The following is a 20,725-nucleotide window of genomic DNA, read 5'->3' on the forward strand; positions in this document are numbered from 1 at the left end:
ACGAAAGCTCCCCCGCAGGGGAGCATCCGTTTAACCGCGATGATTAGGAGGCAGACTCAACGCGCTCCTTGAGCGCGGTGAACTGGTCCCACACCTCAGACGGAACGCGGGAGCCCAGGAAGGTCAGGTACTCCTTGTTGTCTTCCATGTCACCAGCCCAATCGGCCGGGTTCACGGAAAGGGCCTCGCGGACGTCCTCGATGTCGAAGTCGATGCCGGTGAGGTCGATATCCTCCGGGCGGGCGGTGTGGCCCACGACGGTCTCGACGGCGTCGACGTTGCCCTCAATGCGGTCCACAATCCACTTGAGAACGCGGGAGTTCTCGCCAAAGCCCGGCCACAGGAAGCGACGGTCCTCACCGCGGCGGAACCAGTTCACCAGGAAGATGGCCGGCATACGGTCGCCGCCCTTTTCACCCATATCTACCCAGTGCTGCAAGTAGTCACCGGCGTTGTAGCCCATGAACGGCAGCATGGCCATCGGGTCGTGACGCAGGGCGCCGACCTTGCCCTCAGCGGCAGCGGTCTGACCGGAGGAGAGCAGGGCACCAATCATGGTGCCGTGGTTCCAGTCGAAGGCCTGGGTCACCAGCGGGACGGTATCGGCGCGGCGGCCGCCGAAGAGGATGGCGTCAATCTTGACGCCCTTCCAGTCATCGAATTCCGGCGCAGCGGTCGGGCACTGCGTAATCGGCACGCAGTAGCGGGAGTTCGGGTGCGCCGCCTTGGTGGTCGAAGCCGGGGTCCAGTCGTTGCCATGCCAGTCGATGAGGTGCTCCGGGGCCTCGCCCATTTCCTCCCACCAGACATCGCCGTCGTCGGTCAGCGCGACGTTGGTGAACAGGGTGTTGCCCGGCTCCATCGTCTTCATGGCAATCGGGTTGGAATCGTAGTTAGTACCCGGTGCCACGCCGAAGAAGCCGTTCTCCGGGTTGACGGCGTACAGGCCGTCCTCGCGCAGCTTCATCCAGGCGATGTCATCGCCCACGACCTCTGCCGACCAGCCCGGAATCGTCGGGGTAATCATGGCCAGGTTGGTCTTACCGCAGGCGGACGGGAAGGCGGCCGCGATGTGGTACTTCTTGCCCTCCGGGTTCGTGAGCTTCAGGATGAGCATGTGCTCTGCCATCCAGCCCTCTTCCTTCGCCATGACGGAAGCGATGCGCAGCGCGTAGCACTTCTTAGCCAGGATGGCGTTTCCGCCGTAGCCAGAACCGTAGGACCAAATCTCCTTGGTCTCCGGGAACTGCGTGATGTACTTCTTGTCGTTGCACGGCCAAGCGACATCCTCCTGGCCCGGCTCCAGCGGGGCGCCCACAGAGTGCAGAGCGTGGACAAAGTCGCCATTGTCCCCGATCTTGTCCAGGGCCTGCTGGCCCATGCGGGTCATAATGCGCATGGAGAGCACAACATAAGCCGAGTCGGTGAGCTGCACGCCGAGCTTCGGGTCCGGATCACTAATCGGGCCCATGCAGAACGGCACGACGTACATGGTGCGGCCCTTCATGGAGCCGCGGAAGGCCTCGGTCATCTCTTCCTTCATGGCTGCCGGCGGGGCCCAGTTATTGGTCGGGCCAGCGTCCTCAGCAGTCTCGGTGCAGATGAAGGTGCGGGACTCCACGCGGGCAACATCCGAAGGATTCGAGCGAGCCAGGTAGGAGTTCGGGCGCTTCTCCTCGTTGAGCTTAATTAGGGTGCCCTTTTCCACTAGCTCGGCGGCGAGGCGGTCAGCCTCCTCCTGGGAGCCGTCTACGAAGACGACCTCTTCCGGCTGGAAGAGCTCGACACTCTCACTGATCCACGAAATAAGCTTCTCGTTCTTCGTGGGCAGTTCACCTACAAGGCCCTTAATAGTTGCGGTCATCTCACATTCTCCTGTGGTCGGTGTGGCCAGGGTGCTTTATTTCGCCGAAGGTTCCCCCAACGACGTTTCACCAACCAGAGTACGGACACTGGTGATAACAGAATGTGTAATGCCCGCCACCCCGGTTATATCCACCCAGTTCATACCGACTATGTCGAGGACAGCGGAGTGTGAAATATGGCACCCACCGCCCCCAATCGCCCCCATACGGGGGTTTCGTTTCTGTGGATCACCCATCCCGTACGCCCGTCCCGCTACCCCCACGGCGTCCTGTGTGGCCTCCACCGAGGCGCCCCTCCACCCTCCACGGCGCGGCACGTTGCCCCTCACCCCTGCTTAAGGGAACAATGTCAACTGATGAATAGCGCAGACTCTTCCCAGAATCCCGCCGCGCAGATGCCTCACGGCCGCGGCCTCCAGACGGATTTCAACGCCGAGTTCAACAATGATTTGGACTACCCACGCCTCGGCAACGTGACCTTCCGTCGCGGCACCCTCACCGACAACCAGAACGCCCTCTTCGAGGAGCACTGGCCTAGGTTGGGGCGCCTGCTTGCCGACGAACCCCTCGACATCCCCGCCTGGTTCGGCCGCGAGGGGGCGAAGACCATCGTCGAGATCGGCTCCGGCACCGGTACCTCAACCGCAGCCATGGCGCCACTCGAGCAGGACACCAATATCATCGCCGTCGAGCTCTACAAGCCGGGCCTGGCCAAGCTGCTGGGCTCCATCATCCGCAACGACATTGAGAACATCCGCATGGTCCGCGGCGATGGCATCGAGGTTCTCATGCGCATGTTCGCGCCCGAGTCCCTCGACGGTATCCGCATCTTCTTCCCGGATCCGTGGCCCAAGGCCCGCCACCACAAGCGCCGCATCATCCAATCCGGCACGCTCAACCTCTTTGCTTCCCGCCTGAAACCCGGCGGCGTGCTCCACGTGGCCACCGACCACGCCGGCTACGCCGAATGGATTAATGAGCTCGTCGAGGTCGAGCCTTCCCTCGACTACAAGGGCTGGCCCTGGCCGGAGTGCCCCATCCTCACCGACCGCCAGGTCATCACCAAGTTTGAGGGCAAAGGCCTGGATAAGGAACACGTCATCACCGAGTACCTGTGGGAGAAGAAGTAATGGCCGGAACCTACCTTCTGGTGTGGGACGCACCCAACATGGACATGGGGCTCGGCGCCATCCTCGGGGGGCGCCCCACCGCCGCCTACCGCCCGCGTTTCGACGCCATCGGCCGCTGGCTGGTGGACCTGGCCTTCGATAACGACGCCACCCCTGAGGCCGCCGTTTTCACCAACGTCAGCCCCGGCGGCGCCGACGTCATCCGCCCCTGGGTCGAGGCTATCCGCAACGTCGGCTTCGCCGTGTTTGCCAAGCCAAAGCTCCACGAGGACGATGATGTCGACCCCGACATGGTCGAATACATCAAGGCCAACCGCGAGAACCTCTCCGGTGTCATCGTGGCTTCTGCCGACGGCCAGAACTTCCAGCACCTGCTTGAGCAGCTCTCCGCTTCCGGCCTGCCCACCTGCGTGCTTGGATTCCACGAGCACACCTCCTGGGCGCTGACCCATCCCGATATCGAGTTCGTCGACCTCGAAGACATCGAGGGTGTCTTCCGCGAACCGCTGCCGCGCGTGAACCTGGACAACCTGCCTCCAGGCGGCGCCTGGCTGCAGCCTTTCCGCCCGCTGTCCGCACTGCTGCCGGACCGCGCGCCCGAGCACAATTAGGAGCCGCATGTTTTATTCTTGGGGCCGTTTTTCCTATGCCCACCGCAAGGTCATCCCGCTCATCATCGTGGGTCTCATCCTCGGCCTCTTCTTCGGCTTCGGCACCCGCCTGGGTGACCGGATGAGCCAGGAGGGCTGGGAGGACCCGGGGGCGGCGTCGACAAGCGCGGCACAGATCGAGCTCGAGACTTTCGGCCGTGACAATTCCGGCGACGTCATCCTGCTTTTCGATGACCCCGAAACCCACGCCGCCGAGGCCAAGGCCTTCCTGGATGAGCTCAAGGCGCAGCACCCGGAGCAGATCGACTCCGTGACCAGCTACTTTGATAAGCGCAACCCGAACCTCATCACGCAGGACCACTCCACGGCCTTCGCCGCCATCGGGCTGAAAGGCGACGGCGAGCAGACCCTCAAGGACTTCCGCGCCATCGAGGATTCGTTGCACGCTGCCGACGTCCCTGTGCAGGTAGCGGGTGCCACCGCCGTGGCCGACGCACTGGATGAAGGCATGTCCAAAGACATCTCCCGCGCGGAGAAGGCCGCCCTGCCGCTCGTCGGCCTGCTGCTCCTCGTGGTCTTCGGCTCCGTCGTGGCGGCGTTCATGCCGCTCGTCGTGGGCGGGCTGTCCATTTTGGGATCGCTGGGCATTCTTTCCATCCTGGCTGGCTTCCAGCAGGTCAACGTGTTCGCGCAGGCCGTCGTCACGCTGCTGGGACTGGGCCTGGCCATCGACTATGGCCTGTTCATGGTCTCCCGCTTCCGTGAGGAGCTGGACAAGGGCCGCGATACCAAGGAGGCCGTGGCGATCACCACCGCCACCGCGGGCCAAACCGTGGTCTTTTCCGCCGCGATGGTGGCCGTATCCCTCTCCGGGCTTTTCCTCTTCCCGCAGGCCTTCCTCAAGTCCGTGGCCTATGGCTCCATCTCCGCGGTGGGCCTCGCCGCACTCCTGTCGGTGATGGTGCTGCCGTCGTTGTTTGGCATGCTGGGCCCCAACATCGACAAGTGGACTGTGCGAAAGACCTCGCGCCGCGGGCGCCGCATCGAGGACACGTGGTGGTACCGGATGCCGCGCTGGGCCATGGGCCGCGCGGGTCTAATGACCACCGCCATCTGCGCCCTGCTCATCGCGCTGGCCATGCCGGTGCTGGGCGTGAAATTCGGCGGCATCAACGAGACCTACCTGCCGCCCAACCAGGACGCGCGCGTGGCGCAGGACCAGTTCAACGAGCAATTTCCCTCTTTCCGCACCGAGCCGGTCAAGCTCGTGGTGAAGAACGCGACCAACGAGCAGCTTGTCGACGTCGTCATGCAAGCCCGCTCCATCCAAGGCCTCACCGAACCGATGGGCCCGAAGACCGCGACCGTCGACGGCACGACCGTCCTCGGCGCCGGCATCCAGGACCGCGAGGACTACGCGCGCATCGTCCACGAGCTCGAGAACATTGAGGCACCCGACGGCGTGGAGCTTTATGTCGGCGGCACCCCGGCGATGGAGGTCGAGTCCCTCGACGCGCTCTTCGACACACTGCCCTGGATGGCCCTCTACGTGGTTCTGGCCACCTTCATCCTCATGGCGCTGGTCTTCGGCTCGTTCATCCTGCCGCTCAAGGCCATCATCATGACGCTGCTCTCGCTGGGTGCGACGCTGGGCATTTTGACGCTCATGTTCGTCGATGGCCTCGGTTCCGGCCTACTCAACTACACCGCCGGTCCGCTGATGAGCCCGATTCTGGTGCTCATCATCGCCATCGTCTTTGGCCTGTCCACGGACTATGAGGTCTTCCTGGTCTCGCGCATGGTGGAGGCCCGCCGCCGGGGTGCGTCCACGGACGAGGCCATCGCTGCGGGCACCGCGCACACAGGCGGCATCATCACGGCGGCCGCGCTCATCATGATCGTGGTGGCGGGGGCCTTCGGCTTCTCCGACATCGTGATGATGAAGTACATCGCCTTCGGCATGATTTTTGCACTGCTTATCGACGCCACCATCGTCCGCATGCTCCTCGTCCCCGCCGTCATGCACCTCCTGCGCGAGGACAACTGGTGGGCTCCGCGCTTCCTCACCCGCCTTACCCATCGCCTCGGCGGCGACAACGCCCCGGCTGCCGAGCCGGCCCTGGCCACCGCATCCGCTGCCGCACCGGCGCCCACCGCCCCAGCGCTGAACTACGAAGAGGCCGCACCGGCTGCGCAGGACGACGCGCCCCACTCCCCTGTGACTTCAGCAGAACAGGTTGAGGAGGCGTCGCCAAGCGATGCTCCTGTACGCGGGGACCGCAGCGCCGACACCGACACCGAGCTCATCCCCTTCTCCGAGCTGGTCAAGCGCCTTAAGTCCACGGATGATCGATGAAGAAGAACTGGCTGACCTGGATAGTCTCCCTGCTGATTCTGGCCGCGCTGGCGTGGTTCTTCCGCGACCAGCTGGACTTCATCTCCGAGGGGCTACAACGCCTGCGCCACACTGAACCTTTCCCCGTGGTGCTGGTGGTGTTCTTCGCGCTGCTGTCCATCGCGGGCATGGCGGAAGTGATGAAGCGGCTCATCGGAGCGGGCGGCGTCAAGGTGCCGCTGCGCGAAACCTACGCCATCACGCTGGCCTCCAATGCCTGGTCCACGACCTTGCCGGCGGGCCCTGCCTTTTCGGCTTTGCTCACCTTCCAGGTGCAGCGCCGCTGGGGTGCGTCGGTGGCGCTGTGCAGTTACTTCCTGTTTTTGTCCTCGATCATTAGCTCGATGTTCCTCGCACTCATTGGCTTGGGCGGGGTGTTTTTCCTCAACGCGGATATGGCTCTGGGGTCGCTCATCACCACGGTTGTCCTCATGCTCGCCGCCCTCGGCGGCGTCTTCTGGCTGACCTCGCACCCGGTGACCCTCGAGGGCTGGCTGCGCAAGCTACGGCCCGGCCCGAAACGGGACCGCGCGATTCAGGAGGTCCGCAACCTCGGCGAGGTCCACCTTTCGCGTGGCCCCTTTGCTGTGGTTGCCGGGGCGTCGCTAGTTCACCGCCTGGGGGATATGGCTGCGCTGTGGGCATCCGTGTGGGCGGTGACCGGGGAGATTCCGTGGCTGCGCGCGGGTGCTGATGACACCACCCTGGCCGGTGTGGCCCTGGCCTTCCTGGCCGCGAAGCTGGCTGGCTCCGCGCAGGTCACCCCGGGTGGCGTGGGCACGGTGGAGGCCGCGCTCATCACCCCTCTGGTGGCGACAGGCCTGACCGTGGTGCACGCCACCTCCGCGGCCATCATCTACCGGCTTATTTCCTTTGCGCTCATCACTATCATTGGATGGGTCATCTACTTCGCCCACTACGCCCGCGATGGCTTTTCTTACGCGGCGTTGAACCGGAAGGAATCCTAAATGCGCGTTGCCCCGCTTATCGACGTCCTCGCTCTCGCCCTCTTCGCCATCTTCGCCCGCCTGGCGCATGGTGGCCTGAGCTTTAGCTCCTGGGTTGATGCCTTCTGGCCGTGGACCGTGGGCGCGCTCGTGGGCTGGATCATCATCATGGCGACGAAGCTGAGCGGCCTGTGGAAGGAGGGCGTCGTCGTGTGGCTGAGCGCCATCATTGGCGGTATGGCCCTGTGGATGCTGGTCAACGGCCGCCTGCCGCACTGGTCCTTCCTCATCGTGGCCACCGTAATGTCGGCGCTGTTCTTCTTTGGCTGGCGAGCCATCGCGGCCTTTGCTTCCCGCTCCCGCGCCTAGAATCTGTGACATAGTCGGTTACCCGTCGACCTCCTTTCACCCCTTTACGCCCTTGCAAATGGACGTTTGAGCTGGGAGTTTGGCGTTCCGGTTGCGGGATAGTTAGGGGCGGTTTAGTGTGTGAGGCATGAAGTTGGGGGACTTACTCGGGGTACTCGCTCGCGGCATGCACGTCGTCTCCTTGTGCGCGGGGCACACGCACGAGGACATGCTGGCGCTGGGCGCGACGCCGCGCGTGGCGCGGCAGCTCGAGGGACTTCACCGCGTTTATTTTGGCCAAACTGCTTTCAGCGCCAAGCAGCGCCGCGCCCGGGAGACTAACCATGCGCTGGATACGCTGCTGCAGATTGAGCGGCATGTGGCGCGCGTCAAGAACTCGCGCCAGGCATGGGACTTGCGCGTGGAATTGTGTGCGACCCCAGAAGGCGAGATTGCGGGTGTGGCGAAGCGCAGGCTCGCGGAGCTCACACCCGAGCCCACTCCTGGCGTCCGCGTGCGACGCAGCACGGGCGGCATGCACAAGCTCATCATCACGGATCGCCCGCGCGCGATTGCCAATCTAGTAGGCACTCTCAAAGCCACGTCGGAGGACCTGCTCAAGGCAGTCCACGAGGTCTTTTCCGGAAGCGGCGCGCCGAAGCCGGCGTTGCATGCTCACGTCATTGTGCGCCTCGAACAGCTGGACAAGATTGTGCGGGGCGAGGGCGATGACATCCTTCTGCAGGCAACCGACGGCGGCACGATGACAGGCGCGGAGTTCCTCCGCACCACGTTTTCTGAGCGTGGCTTCGTCTCCCTCTTCCATCCGGTCGAGGGGCCGGTCAATGTGTATTACGGCAGCCGCTTCGCCAACGATAAGCAACGAATCCTGCTCAGCGCAGAGCATCCGACGTGCGCTTGGCTCGGCTGCACAAGACCTGCCGCGGAATGCCAAATGCACCACATCAGAAGGTGGCAAGATGGCGGACCGACGAACCTCGACAACCTCGTGCCGCTGTGTAAATACCACAACGCCATCAATGACGATGACCCCGCCCGCCCTACGCATCGCGGGCGTATCGACCGCATCGAAGGCCGCATGGCGTGGCTGCCTCCCGACGGCGGACCACCAGTCCCCCTCCCCAGCCCGGTCTGGGATTAAAAAAGCCCCTCCGCAAGGAGGGGCTAGAAGCGCTGGCTTACTTCGAGCTCAGGGCGGAAACGTCCACGCCGGCCTGGTTGAGCAGCATGATGACGAGGTTGATGATGTCACCGCTGAGGTCAAGAACGCTAGAGAGCATTGGGTTTCTCCTTTGATTGAATTCCTAGTCTTTAGGCTTATCGGATAAAACAGGCTCACATGTTACGCCGAGACACAAAATTCAGCGCGATCCGCAGGCCTTCTTCGCCCGCCGCCAGGCTTAAACGACGCTAGAGCGGGGAGATGGTGTGCTTCTTGGGCAGGTCCTTCTCCTGCTTATCGGCAAGCTGGCGCAGCGCGCGGCGCAGAGCCAAGCGCGACTCGGAGGGCTTAATCATGCCGTCGAGGTAGCCACGCTCCGCGGCGACATAAGGCGCGGTCATGGTCTCGTCGTAGAAGTCCATGAACACCTTCTTCGTCATGGCGCGCTGCTCCGGGGTCTCGGCAGCCTCGAGCTGCTTGCCGGCAATCATGACCACCGCGGCGGCCGAGCCCATCACGGCGATCTGGGCTGTCGGCCACGCCAGGTTGATATCACCGGTCAGGTTCTTCGAACCCATCACGGCGTATGCACCGCCATAAGCCTTGCGCACGATGAGCGAAACCTTTGGCACGGTGGCCTCCACCACGGCAAACGCGAACTTCGCGCCGCGGTGAATCAGACCAGCCTTCTCCTGGTCCACGCCCGGCAGGTAGCCCGGCGTATCGACCACGAAGACCAGCGGAATGTTATAGGCATCGCAGATGCGGATAAAGCGCGCGCCCTTATCGGCGGCATCCGCGTCGATACAGCCCGCCGAATGCATCGGGTTATTCGCCACAAAGCCCACGGCCTTGCCGTCGATGCGCCCAAAGGCGGTGATGACGTTGGGGGCGTAGTTTTCCTGGATTTCGATGAGATCGTCATCGTCGCCAAGCTGCGTGAGCAGGTCCATCATGTCGTAGCCGGCGTTCGTATCATCCGGCATGAAGGAATCCAGCTCGGTGTCCTCAGCTACCTCGTCATCAGTAGGCGCGTCGAAGACCGGGGACTCGTCGAAGCAGGTCAGCGGCAGGTGGTCGAGCAAATCGCGCACCATGTCGAAGGCCTCGTCCTCCGAGGGCACCACGACGGACACGTTGCCGTTGAGCTCCTGCTGGCGGGCGGAACCCAAGTCGTGGGAAGAAATCTCCTCGCCCGTGACCTCCTTGATCACGTTCGGGCCCGTCACGTACATCTCCGCCTCACCATCGACGGCGATGATGAAGTCCGTGGTCACCGGCGCATACACCGCACCACCGGCGGACTTGCCCATCATGATGGAAATCTGCGGGCTGCGGCCGGACAGCGGCAGCTGGCGGCGGGCAATCTCCGAGTACATGGCCAGCGACGTCACCGCGTCCTGAATACGCGCGCCGCCGGAATCCTGGATGCCGATAACCGGGCAGCCAATCTTGATGGCCAAATCCATGATGTCCGTGACCTTCTTGCCAAAGGTCACGCCCACGGAACCGCCGTACACAGTCTTATCGTGCGCATAAATGCACACCGGGCGGCCGTTGATGCGGCCGTGGCCGGTGACCACGCCGTCGGAGTAAATCGCATCCGGGTCGCCGGGGGTCTTGCCCAGGGCGCCGGTTTCGACGAAAGAGCCTTCGTCGAGAAGCGCGGCGATGCGTTGGCGCGGAGTCGAGCGGCCGGCCTCATCGCGGCGTGCCCGGGAGCGTTCACTGCCGGGATCCTGGGCACGCTCGAGGCGCTCGCGTAGGTCCGCTAGCTTGTCAGCGGTGCTAGTCACTTCCGAATCTTCTCCTCGATCCATTCCTCCATGTGCTTGCCCACGATACCGATTGCGGGCTCGTCGGGAACCGCCAGGTGGTCGCCCGGCAGCTGCACAATCTCCAGATCCTTCACGATAACGCCCCAGCCACCGTCCGGGTTAATCTCCGCATAGGCAGGCTCGAGCTCGATGGCGCCGTCATGCATGCGCTCGGAGCGGAAGAGGATGACGGGCACGCTTACCGACGCCCACCGTCCCATATCCAGCGAGCCCAGAATCTGGTTATCCACGAAGGACGCACGTTGGTGTTCGAGCACGCCGGCGGACAGGCCGTGCTCAGAGGCGTCGGTGGAGCTAAGGAATTCCGCGAGCATGGCCATGAGTGCATCCTCGCCCACGGTCTCCAGCATCTCGTAGGGCGGCTCGAAGTCGAGGCCATAGGTCTTCTTGGCGAAGGCGGCGTAGCGCCCCCAGCGGGCCTTGGTTTCCTCCAGTGTCTTCGGCGCTGGGTTAGCCGGCTGGGTGGTATCCAGCAGAGCGATAAAGGCAACCTCAGCAGTATCCTCGCCGCGAGCTTGACGCTCCTGCAGCTGGTAGGCCACCTCATAGGCCAGCGCGCCGCCGAAGGACCAGCCGCCAAGCACGACCTTGCGGCCGCGCGCGTAGTGCAGGATGTCCTCGATGTAGGCGGCGGCGCGCTCCTCCAGGCTGCCTTCAAGGCGCTCCACGCCGTAGACGGCGACGTCGGCAGGCAGGCGGCGGGTCAGCGGCTGGTAGACCACGGTGGTGCCGCCGGCCGGGTGGAACATGAAGACGGCGGGGCCATCGGCCTCGCGCAGGACACGGATATTGCCCTCGACCTCAGTCTCCAGGCCCTCGCGGACGAGGTCCGCCAGGTTCTCCAGCGCTTCGGCCTCGTGGACCTGGTGCGCAGTGACCTCGATGCCAGCGCGCTCGGTGAGGCGTTCGGCAATCTTTTCTGCCACCTCATCGCTGACCTGCGGTAGCGCGGAGGTCACGCCGGCTGCGGCCGTACCTGTGAAGGTGGCCCAGGTGCCGAAGACCATGCGCTCGGAGGCATCGCGCGGTGCAACGCCCACGCCTTCGCCGCCCTTCGCGCTCACCGCGGAGGCGTCTGGGGTGGTGTCGTCGCTCTCGGTGAGCGCGGAGGGTGCGTCGGCGGTCGCGTCGGCGCTTGCGGTTGCGGCATCGGGCTGCTCGGACACGGCCTCTTCGACCATGGTGATGACGTCGGCGAGGGAGGCGTCGCGAAGCGCCTGCACCTGCAGCGGCGGAATCTGGAAGTCATTCTCCACCCGGTTCTTGATGCGCATGCCCATGAGCGAATCCAGGCCCAGATCAATGAGCGGCAGCTCGCGCGGGAGATCGGAGACGTCGTAGCCCATGGACTCCGACACGATGAGCGCCAAGCGCTCCTCCACGCTCTCCTTCTCCGGGTCCCAGCGCACGGCGTCGACGCCCACGTCGGGGTCAGCAAACTGCGGCGCGGTCACGGCCTGCGGCAGGCTCGGCTCGGCCGTCGGGGTGGGTTCTGCAAGGTTAAGGGTCGAGGCAAAACCTTCCGCAACAAGCTTGGTGGTCGCTCCATCCACGTAGTGCACCGCCACCGACAGCCCGCCCAGCGTGCGGCGAACAATGGTGGTGACCTCGCCCTTCGCGGGCAGATCCAGGTGCTCCTCGCTCGCCGCGATGTGCGCGCCCGGGGTGACGGCCTCGGCGGCGGCCTCCAGGATGGCCAGCGCGCTCGGCGCCTGGTCAGCGTTCGTGGAGAACGCCACCGCGCCCTCCGGCAGCGTCACGCGCGCGCCCGGCAGGCCGGACACACCCGACGAGGGACGAGCGTTGGTCCAGAAACGCTGGCGGCGGAAGCGGGTATGCGGGGCGGCGACAAGCGCGCCCGAGCCAAAGACCTTAGTGTAGTTCACCGGAGTTCCCGCGACGTAGAGCTTGCCCAGCAGATCCAACAGCGACTCGGTGGGATCCACCTTGCGCTTCAGGCTATAGAGCAGCTGCGCATCCGCCTTGCCCGCAGCAAAGGCCGTGGACATCAGGCCCATGAGCGCAATCGGGTTCGGGGAAATCTCAACGATCTGCATGTGGCCCGCCGCAAAGGCTGCCTCCGCTGCGTCCTGCAGGTAGACGGGCTTGCGGGTCATGCGGATCCAGTAATCCTCATCGTGCAGCACCGTACCGGGGCGGTAGACCTTGCCGCGGTCCACGGAGGAGAAGAGCGTCGTGTGTAGCGGACGGGTCTCGATGCCAGCGATCTCCGCATAGAGCTCACCGAGGAGCGGGTCGACGGCGGAGGTGTGGCCCGCGCCCTTGACGTTGAGCGCGCGGGCGAACTTGCCCTCGCCTTCGAGGCGCTCCACCAGCGCGAGGACCTCTTCGCGCGGACCACCGACGGTGGTCATGCCGGGGCCGGTGTACACGGCAGGTTCGATGGAACCCGGAAGGGCGTCAATCTCCTCGGCGGAGAGCTCGACGACGGCCATGGCGCCCTGCTGATCGTCGGGAAGCGAGGCCTCGCCCTCCCCCATCAGGCGTGCGCGGTGGCAGGCGATGAGCATGGCGTCGGCCGCCGTGATGCCGCCCGCAGCATAGGCCGCGCCGATCTCACCCATGGACATGCCGATAACGCCGGCAGGGCGCACGCCGAAGGTGGCGAGCAGATCCGTCAGCGCTATCTGGATGGCGGTGATGGCCACCTGCGCGGTTTCGGTGTTGTAGGTCTGGGCGTCGTCGTGCACCAGCTCCAGGATGGACCAGCCGGATTCGCGCTGCACGATGGCGTCGAGCTCCTCCAGGCGCTCCTTGAACAGCGGCGAGATCTCAATCATGTCCTTGGCCATCTTGCGGTGCTGGGAGCCAAAGCCGGAGTACATGAAGACGGGGCCGTGGACGGAGGGAGAATCCGCCGCGGCGATGCCCACGGAGACGGTTCCCTCGGCGACCTGTCGCAGGCGCTTGACAGCTTCCTCGCTGGACGACGCCACCACTACCGCACGCGAGCGCCCATGGTTGCGGCGCGCAAGGGTACGGGCCAGGGAAAGCAGGTTCGGGTTCTCTGCCTCGATATAGTCCGCCAAGTCGGAAGCCGCTGCGGCGCGGCGGGAGGGCAGCAGGCCGGAGACCGGCAGGGCCACTGGCTGCCCCTCGCCGATGGCGACCTGCGGGGCGTCCTGGTGGGTCAGCCCGCGGTAGTCGGTCAACACCACGTGGGCATTGGTGCCGCCGAAGCCGAAGCCGGAGACACCCGCGACCTTCTGGCCGGAATATTCGGGCCATTCGCGCGGATCCTCGACCACTTCGAGGTGCTCGGCGTCGAAATCGATATAGCGGTTGGGGCCCGCGTAGTTGATATTCGGCGGGATGACGCCGTGGCGCATTCCTTCGATGACCTTGATGAGGCCCACCACGCCGGCGGCGGACTCGGAGTGGCCGATGTTGGTCTTGGCAGAACCCAGCAGGGTCGGGTTCGCTGCCTGGCGGCCCGGGCCCAATACGCGGCCGAGCGCGGTGGCCTCGATGGGGTCACCGAGGATGGTGCCGGTGCCGTGGGCCTCGACGTAGTCCACGTCCTGCGGGCGGATGCCGGCGTCGGCATAGGCGCGCTCGAGGACGTCGACCTGCGCCTCCGGGTTGGGGGCGGTCAGGCCGTTGGAGTGGCCGTCGGAGTTGACCGCGGTGCCCTTGATGACGGCATGGATGGTGTCGCCATCGCGCTCGGCGTCCTCGAGGCGCTTGAGCACGAGCACGCCCGCGGCATCCGCGCGGACGATGCCATCGGCATCATCGGAAAAGGCGTGGATGGCGCTGGTGGGAGAGGTGACACCCAGCTCACTAAAGGCGATGGAGGCGTGGGGTGAAGCCAGGATGTTCACGCCGCCGGCGAGTGCCGTATCAGCCGCACCCACGCGCAGGTCCTTGACCGCCTGGTTGACCGCCACGAGGGAGGCGGAGCACGCGGTGTCCACGTTGATGGAAGGGCCGCGCAGATCGAAGGCGTAGGACAGACGGTTGGCAATAATCGCCGAGGACGTACCCGTCATGGCATAGGGATGCATCTCGGCCGGATCGGCGGTAATGAGCATGCCGTAGTCATTGTTGGTGGAGCCCATGTAGACACCGGTGGCGGTTCCGCGCAGCTGGTTGGCGGGCACGCCGGCGTCCTCGAGGGCCTCCCACGAGACCTCCATGAGGATGCGCTGCTGCGGGTCCATGTTGGCCGCCTCCAGCGGGGAGAGACCAAAGAACTCGGGGTCGAAGGAAGCGATGTCCTCGATATAGCCACCGTCGGTGTTCTGCTGCTCAATCTTCTCGCTGGTAATGGGATCAGAAGAGTATTCCGACCAGCGCCCGACGGGCAGCGGGCCGGTGCCGGCGCGGCCTTCGACGAGCATGGTCCAGAACTCATCAACGTTTTTAGCGCCCGGGAAGCGGCCGGCATAGCCGATGACGGCGATGTCACCGCCCGCGATGGGGGCCGGGCGTGGCGACGCCTCCTTCGGTGCGCTCTCCCCTGCAGCGGCTGCACCGTTGACCAGGCGCTCAGCCAGCTGCGCGATGGTGGGGTACTCGTAGGCCACGGTGGGCTCGAGCTTAATGCCGAGGAGGTTTTCTAATTCGCCGGAAAGGACCACTGCATCACGCGAGGACAGCCCAAAATTCTCCAGCGGTTTGGTGTCCGTGATTTCCTCTGCCGACAGGCCGGTGGTCTGCGCGACCCAGGTGCGCAACCAGCCACGAAGCTCTTCAACGGTCATAAATCTCTAGCTTTCTTACGCGGACTAAAAAATATCTAACTCTGCATTCGATTTTGCGCAGCACAAAAACGCGCACGTCGAAGCGTACATAGGGGTTATCGACCAATTATCTCACTTTGTTAACTTGGGTTTCATAACCGACATACCCACAGGCAGCAGCAACCCCCGCCCCGCAGTAGCGCGGGAGCGGGGGTTTAAGCGGCGTGGGCTTTAGGAAGCGAGGTAGATCTTCTTGGCCACGCGGCGGGCAATCTTGCCCGAGGAGGTGCGCTTGATCTCGTTTGCGTTAAACCACTGGATGACCGCCGGGGTCACGCCGTGGTTCGCGGAGACCGCGGAGCGGATGGCTTCGGACGCGGCGGCGTCATCGGCCGGGTTGGCGCCATCGGCGCGCTCGATGAGCAGCACAAGCTCCTCGGTGCTGCCGCCCTCCACGGAGAAGGCCGCGATGGAATCCGCACGGACGTGGCCCGAGGCCTCCTGCACGGTGCCCTCGATGTCCTGCGGGTAGTGGTTGCGGCCTGCGACCACGATGAGGTCCTTGAGGCGGCCGGTGATGTAGAGCTGGTTATCCACGATTGCCGCGAGGTCACCGGTGGCCAACCAGTTATTGTCCTCCGGGGCATTCGGCACGCGGGTGCCCTCCGCCAAGCGCTCCCCCAGCGTGTTGTGGAAGGTCGAGGCGGTTTCCTCCGCGCGGTCCAGGTAGCCGGCGGCTCGGTTCTCGCCGTGCAGCCAGATTTCGCCCACGCGGCCATCCGGCAGCTCGGTCTTGGTCTCCGGGTCCACGATGGTCAGGTGCTGGGCCACGACGCTCTGGCCACAGGAGGCATAGGCCACGGAGTCCGCGGACTTCTCCACGATGACCGCCTCGCCCTCGGCCAGACGCTCGCGGTCGAAGTGGGAAATGACCGGGCGCTCCGGAGTCTGCGGCGTGGTGACAATCAACGAAGCCTCCGCCATGCCATAGGACGGGCGCAGGGCATCGCGGCGCAGGCCAAACTCTTCCTTGCCGAAAGTCTCCCAGAAGGAATTCACCGCAGACTCGGTCACCGGCTCCGAGCCGATCACGATGCCATCGACGTTGCTGAAGTCCAGTTTCTCCCCCTCCGCCGGGGCGCCGTAGCGCGCGGCGAGCTCGAGGGCGAAGTTCGGAACCACGGCATAGGTTCCCTGCAGCTGCTCATCGATGGGCTGGCGCTTGAGCTGATCAATCCAGCGCTTGGGCTGCTGTACGAAGTCACGCGGCGTCATGATTTCCAGGTTGAGGCCCAGAATTGTCACGAAGACCGCCAGGATGATGCCCATATCGTGATGCATCGGCAGCCAGGACACCACGCGCGCTGGCAGCTTGATCTGCACCGCGGTGAAGATCTGCAGCACGTTGGTCATGATGTTGCGGTTAGTCAGCAGCACGCCCGCAGGTGTCCGGGTGGAGCCGGAGGTGTACTGCAGGAAGGCCGGGTGGTCCACCGGCGCGGTCTGCAGTGCGGCCAGGGCCGCTTTGCCCTCCTCCGTCTCCAGCGGGTTCACCCAGCTCTGCGCCAGGGAATCCGGCAGGGAGTCGATGGAGATGATGCGCGGGCGCTCAGCCGCTGGGCGGTCCGAGAAGTATGCGCGGTTCGCCGCGGCCGAGATGTTATTGGTCAGCACGATCGACGGGTTTGCGTCACCAAAGACCGCCCGCAGGTGGTCGGTGTGGCCGGGCTCGTTCGGATCATAGAGCGGGATCGGGGTCATGCCCGCGTACATCGCGCCGAGGAAGCCGAAGATGTACTCGGGGGAGTTGCCCGCCAGGATCGCCACGCGGTCCCCCATCTTGCCTACCTGCTGCAGGCGCGCAGCCACTGCCTTGATGCGGGTATTGACCTGGGAACGGGTGACATCCCGGGGCGTTCCCTCCGGGTTATCGCTATAGACCCATTGGCGCATGACCGGGCGGTCCGGGATACCCGCCTGCTGCTCCGCGGCATAGACGTGTTCGGCAAGGCCCGCCAACGTGAGGTGGGGCGGCAGGGCGATGTTGCCCTTCTCGTCGAAGAACTGGCCGATCAAGGCTTTCAGGTCCATGTGGGAAAGCTCCTTCGTAGGGTAGAGCGGGGCACATACCCCTGCATCACGTACTTTTGACATTAAAAATATCAGAAGGACCACGCCGACCGTTACATGGCGCGCAGGCGGGACGTCGCCAAGCGCTATTGTGCGTCGATGGTGTCCTTGGCCCACTGCGTCACCCATTGGTTGGCGGTGGTGCCTTCGATAGTGTCCGGATTAGAGGCATACAGTGCGTGGACGCCGTTGGCGTCGATAAGATCGCGGGCGCGCTCCAGACCGTTGCTAACGTCCAGTGGTGCATCACAGATGGAGTCATTCGGCGCGCAGATTTGGAAGGTGCGGTCCGCTAGCGTTCCGAAACCGTTGGCTCGCTCACCGCGCATCGTGGCGCCCGGGACGATGCCCTGAATCAACGTCGAGACCGGCTGCAGGGCAATCTCCGCGCCCACGCCACCGACGTGCGCGCCCGGGTTAATGCCCACGCCGTCCTGGCGCCGGCCGTCCGCAATGAGCGCTACGCCCGCGACGCTCTCCGCGGGAACGGGCCCGTTGCCGCCACCGATTCGGTCCGCCACATCACCCGCGATAACCGCGCCCTGCGAAAAGCCGCTCAGGATGAACTTCGTGTCCGGGCAGGTCTCGTGCATGTAGGTCAGCTCGCCCTCCAGGCGCGAGGTGCCCTCGTTGCGGGAATCGTCGTAGCTCATCTCGTGCTGCGCGTTAATGTTCTTGAACTGCGCGGTGTACGGCAGCGTCCACACCTTAACGTCCTCGGGAACGTAGGCCTCCTTCAGTGGATTCGTAATCGACAGCATGAAGGAGTTCGGGTTCGCCCCCGGGTTGATCGGATCATCGTCCGCAGCGGATTCCCACGTTCCCGGCGCGGAGATGAACTCCACGCGCGGGCACCAATCCGGTTGCTCCGGGCTCGGGTTTGCTTCCCCCTCTTCCTGGGAGGGGGCGGGCTCCGCAAGGTTTCCTTGCTCTCCTTCCTCACGGGTGTTGAGGAAGTGGACCGCTCCCCCGCCAATCACGGCGAGGAGAACAACGACGGCAAGGACGGTAAGTGTTTTACGCATGAAGAAATTTCTACCTCGAGAAGGCACGGGATTGTCTGGAAAATCCCTGCCACGTTACTGAGCGCAGAGCTTGCGGCCCTGCTCGGTAATGAGCCGGACTAGTTCCTCGTGGCTAAGCTCGGTGCGGCCCTGCTCGATGAGCTGTCCGGCCACTGCCGGTGCGGTGACGGCGTCGCCCTGGCAGGAGGCCTGCGCGGCACCCACCACTTGGTCTTCCACGCCGTCGACGTTGACGCCGGCCTTCGCCACCGCAGCCAGGAAGTCCTGTTCTGGGCCTTGCGCGGGAGCGGGGGCGGGGATCTCGGAGATCTCTCGTGCGCCGCGGTCTTCCGGCTCCCCGTCCTGTTCCTCTTCGGTGCGCGACGCCGACGAAGAGCTTTCCGACGCCCCACTAGCTGACGCCGAGCTTGCCGCCGCCCCACCGCTCGCCGCGGAGGAACGCTCCAACGGCGCCACGGAGGTGTCGGTGGCCTCGCCCTCCTCGACGGTGGCGGAACCGCAACCGCTCAACAGGGCACCGGCGGCGAGCAGCGTCGCTGCACCGGCTGCCGCGGCGGGACGCGCGGAGAAAAGACGCATGGCGATTCTCCTACTTCTTATCCGCCTGGACCTGGCCCATGACCTCACGGATGACGCCATGCTGGAAGGACTGGGTCAGCCCACCGGCCGGAATGGAGGTGTAGTCCTCCGTCGGCCAGCCAAACTCGCCCTGCTCCCAGCCGTGCTTGCCCCACTCGTCGAAGATCTTGCCCTTGAGGATGTAGTGCGCGCCGGAGTCCATGGACCAGTAGATGTTGCCGTGCTCGAATTCCTGGAAGAAGCCGCCGTTGACGGCCTTTTCCTCACCAACCGGGAAGCCCAGCTCGGACTCAGCAGCCTTCAGCTCCTTGTACTTCGCGCCGATAGCGCCGTGCACGATGTGGAAGGAACCGTCCGGGTTGCGGGTCAGCACGCCGTCCTCGAAGTCCTGGACCTGACCATCGCCGACCTTGCGCGCCTCGGCAACCGGGTACTTGAGGTCGCCGCCCTCGAAGCCGTTCTTGCCCCATGCATCGAAGAAGTCCTTCGGGATCGGCCAAGCGCCGGTCTCCGGGGTCCAGTAGATGGAGCCGTGCTCGAAGTGGACGTAGCGGCCGCGGCCGTCGGGGGTCTTTTCCTCGCCGGTCGTCGGGAAGCCCAGCCAGGAGGTCGGGCCACCGAGCTCGGAGTAGCGAGCGCCGATGCGGCCAATCACGGCGTGTGCGCCGGTCTCCGGGGACCAGTAAGCGGTACCGGCCTGGAAGTCCTGGGCCTTGCCGCGCTCGGCGACGTCATACTCGTTGTTCACGCAGTTACCGATGATGCCGGACTTGGTGGCCTCCGCAATGGCCCCGACCGGAGTGCAGTCCGCGCCGCGGTCGCTCTTGTCCAGGCCAAGGGAATCAGCGATGTAGGGCCATGCCTCGGTCATCTCAAACTGCCAGTATTCCCAGCTGTGAACGCCGGTCGGACGGAACTTAACCACTGGTTCGACGCCAGCGCGCTTAGCGTAATCAACGAAGGTCTGGGTGGACATGCGGGAGATGGCCTCCAGGCCCACGCCGGCCATGTTGGCCTGGCCCTTGGCCACCGAGCCGATCTGGCCGTAGTCATCCTTGCCGTTACCGGCGGAGACATAGACCTTCATGTCCTTGAGGTTCTCGATGCCCAGCTTCGGATCGTGGTCGATCCAATCCTGGGAGTACAGGTCACCCCACATGTTGGTAGAGGTGAATCCGCCGGCATCGGCCTGCGCGGCGGTAATGGCCTCCGGCATGCCGGTGGTGGTGGTATCGAGGTAACCCGAGAAGGAGCCAACGTACTTGAAGGCCCAGGGGTTGCGCTCAGCAAGGTTGACAGCGGCGGTACCGCCCATGGAGATGCCGGTGACGGCGCGCTTGCCGTTGGAGCGGTAGCCCTTCTCCAGGATCGGGATGAGTTCCTTCATCAGGAAGGTCTCCCACATGTAGTGCCTGCCGTTGTCTTCCTTCTGCCAGTCGGAGTAGAAGGAGGACTCGCCGCCCACCGGCATGATGAGGTTGACGTTGCGGTCGGCGTACTGGGACAAGATGTTGGTCTCGATGGTCCAGCCGGACTCGTCGTCGCGGGCGCGCAGGCCATCAAGAGCCCAGACCTCCGGGAAGGTCTTGTCCGGGTTGGAGTACCAGTCACGCGCGAGCTGGATCTGCACGACCTGTTCCTTGTCCGGCATGGCGGCGGACTTGATGTAGACCTTGAGGTGGCGGTTGGTCAGATACTCAACGCGGGACACGGACACGCCCTCCGGCAAGCCCTCGATCTTCGGGTATTCGGTCTCCACCGGAGTGCGCTGCGGCGGATTGGACGGGGCGAAGGAATCGGAGAGGTTGGAGCTGCCCAGAAGATCAGTAATTCCGTCGCTGGAAGAGCCGGAAGACTGCGCGTTTGCAATAGGCAGCAACGCAAAGCCCACGGCCACGGCGGTGGGCAGTGCAGCGATGGTCAGGCCCTTGCGGGCTGCGGACGGGGAACGCAGGCCGGAAACCTTGG

The 20,725-nt window shown here is 64.6% G+C and carries 13 protein-coding genes; 6 read left to right on the forward strand and 7 right to left on the reverse strand.

Annotated features, from left to right (window positions below):
* Positions 1-43: 43 nt before the first annotated feature.
* A complete protein-coding gene (locus HMPREF2822_RS08680; RefSeq protein ID WP_070523769.1) occupies positions 44-1,864 on the reverse strand; it encodes a phosphoenolpyruvate carboxykinase (GTP) in 1,821 nt (606 codons plus the stop codon).
* Positions 1,865-2,221: 357 nt separating this feature from the next.
* Here HMPREF2822_RS08680 and trmB point away from each other — a divergent pair, with 357 nt between their 5' ends.
* The 6 genes from trmB (at position 2,222) to HMPREF2822_RS08710 (ending at position 8,458) form a co-directional block, all read left to right on the forward strand.
* Positions 2,222-2,995 carry a tRNA (guanosine(46)-N7)-methyltransferase TrmB gene (gene trmB / locus HMPREF2822_RS08685; protein WP_070523772.1) on the forward strand — a complete coding sequence of 258 codons (774 nt, stop codon included), beginning with the start codon at positions 2,222-2,224 and terminating at the stop codon, positions 2,993-2,995.
* The gene (locus HMPREF2822_RS08690; protein ID WP_070523775.1) at positions 2,995-3,606 is read left to right on the forward strand and encodes an NYN domain-containing protein; all 612 of its coding nucleotides are present in this window, start codon (positions 2,995-2,997) and stop codon (positions 3,604-3,606) included. Before trmB ends, HMPREF2822_RS08690 begins: the two co-directional genes overlap by 1 nt.
* A gap of 7 nt (positions 3,607-3,613) precedes the next feature.
* The gene (locus tag HMPREF2822_RS08695) at positions 3,614-5,962 is read left to right on the forward strand and encodes an MMPL family transporter (RefSeq protein ID WP_070523777.1); all 2,349 of its coding nucleotides are present in this window, start codon (positions 3,614-3,616) and stop codon (positions 5,960-5,962) included.
* Positions 5,959-6,969 carry a lysylphosphatidylglycerol synthase transmembrane domain-containing protein gene (locus HMPREF2822_RS08700; protein ID WP_070523780.1) on the forward strand — a complete coding sequence of 337 codons (1,011 nt, stop codon included), beginning with the start codon at positions 5,959-5,961 and terminating at the stop codon, positions 6,967-6,969. Before HMPREF2822_RS08695 ends, HMPREF2822_RS08700 begins: the two co-directional genes overlap by 4 nt.
* Entirely contained in the window at positions 6,970-7,317 is a 348-nt protein-coding gene (locus HMPREF2822_RS08705; protein ID WP_070523783.1) for a DUF3054 domain-containing protein, read from the forward strand. It begins immediately after the preceding gene.
* 127 nt (positions 7,318-7,444) lie between these two features.
* Entirely contained in the window at positions 7,445-8,458 is a 1,014-nt protein-coding gene (locus HMPREF2822_RS08710) for an HNH endonuclease signature motif containing protein (protein ID WP_070523786.1), read from the forward strand.
* Positions 8,459-8,727: 269 nt separating this feature from the next.
* On the opposite strand, the gene HMPREF2822_RS08715 is transcribed toward HMPREF2822_RS08710, so the two are convergent.
* The 6 genes from HMPREF2822_RS08715 to HMPREF2822_RS08740 form a co-directional block, all read right to left on the reverse strand.
* Positions 8,728-10,275, reverse strand: a complete 1,548-nt coding sequence (locus HMPREF2822_RS08715; RefSeq protein ID WP_369815759.1) for an acyl-CoA carboxylase subunit beta — start codon at positions 10,273-10,275, stop codon at positions 8,728-8,730.
* Entirely contained in the window at positions 10,272-15,044 is a 4,773-nt protein-coding gene (locus tag HMPREF2822_RS08720) for a type I polyketide synthase (protein ID WP_070523792.1), read from the reverse strand. The genes HMPREF2822_RS08715 and HMPREF2822_RS08720 overlap by 4 nt, the downstream gene beginning before the upstream one ends.
* Positions 15,045-15,254: 210 nt before the next feature.
* On the reverse strand, positions 15,255-17,114 hold the full coding sequence (locus tag HMPREF2822_RS08725; protein ID WP_070523795.1) for a FadD32-like long-chain-fatty-acid--AMP ligase: 1,860 nt from the start codon (positions 17,112-17,114) through the stop codon (positions 15,255-15,257).
* 125 nt (positions 17,115-17,239) lie between these two features.
* On the reverse strand, positions 17,240-18,178 hold the full coding sequence (locus HMPREF2822_RS08730; protein ID WP_070523798.1) for a cutinase family protein: 939 nt from the start codon (positions 18,176-18,178) through the stop codon (positions 17,240-17,242).
* 54 nt (positions 18,179-18,232) lie between these two features.
* Positions 18,233-18,757, reverse strand: coding sequence for a hypothetical protein (locus tag HMPREF2822_RS08735; protein WP_070523800.1), 525 nt, complete (start codon positions 18,755-18,757; stop codon positions 18,233-18,235).
* Between the two features lie 10 nt (positions 18,758-18,767).
* Positions 18,768-20,681, reverse strand: a complete 1,914-nt coding sequence (locus tag HMPREF2822_RS08740) for an alpha/beta hydrolase-fold protein (RefSeq protein WP_369815760.1) — start codon at positions 20,679-20,681, stop codon at positions 18,768-18,770.
* Positions 20,682-20,725 lie beyond the last annotated feature (44 nt).

Origin of the sequence: Corynebacterium sp. HMSC062E11 (assembly GCF_001811845.1) — a bacterium.
In the GTDB taxonomy this organism is placed as follows: Bacteria; Actinomycetota; Actinomycetes; order Mycobacteriales; family Mycobacteriaceae; genus Corynebacterium; species Corynebacterium hesseae.

What these genes read in the sequence shown, in the direction of transcription:
- HMPREF2822_RS08690 (WP_070523775.1), top strand. Translation starts at nt 2,995, where the DNA reads ATGGCCGGAACCTACCTTCTGGTGTGGGACGCACCCAACATGGACATG.
- HMPREF2822_RS08680 (WP_070523769.1), bottom strand. Translation starts at nt 1,864, where the DNA reads ATGACCGCAACTATTAAGGGCCTTGTAGGTGAACTGCCCACGAAGAAC.
- HMPREF2822_RS08700 (WP_070523780.1), top strand. Translation starts at nt 5,959, where the DNA reads ATGAAGAAGAACTGGCTGACCTGGATAGTCTCCCTGCTGATTCTGGCC.
- HMPREF2822_RS08730 (WP_070523798.1), bottom strand. Translation starts at nt 18,178, where the DNA reads ATGCGTAAAACACTTACCGTCCTTGCCGTCGTTGTTCTCCTCGCCGTG.
- HMPREF2822_RS08720 (WP_070523792.1), bottom strand. Translation starts at nt 15,044, where the DNA reads ATGACCGTTGAAGAGCTTCGTGGCTGGTTGCGCACCTGGGTCGCGCAG.
- HMPREF2822_RS08710 (WP_070523786.1), top strand. Translation starts at nt 7,445, where the DNA reads ATGAAGTTGGGGGACTTACTCGGGGTACTCGCTCGCGGCATGCACGTC.
- HMPREF2822_RS08705 (WP_070523783.1), top strand. Translation starts at nt 6,970, where the DNA reads ATGCGCGTTGCCCCGCTTATCGACGTCCTCGCTCTCGCCCTCTTCGCC.
- trmB (WP_070523772.1), top strand. Translation starts at nt 2,222, where the DNA reads ATGAATAGCGCAGACTCTTCCCAGAATCCCGCCGCGCAGATGCCTCAC.
- HMPREF2822_RS08725 (WP_070523795.1), bottom strand. Translation starts at nt 17,114, where the DNA reads ATGGACCTGAAAGCCTTGATCGGCCAGTTCTTCGACGAGAAGGGCAAC.
- HMPREF2822_RS08735 (WP_070523800.1), bottom strand. Translation starts at nt 18,757, where the DNA reads ATGCGTCTTTTCTCCGCGCGTCCCGCCGCGGCAGCCGGTGCAGCGACG.
- HMPREF2822_RS08695 (WP_070523777.1), top strand. Translation starts at nt 3,614, where the DNA reads ATGTTTTATTCTTGGGGCCGTTTTTCCTATGCCCACCGCAAGGTCATC.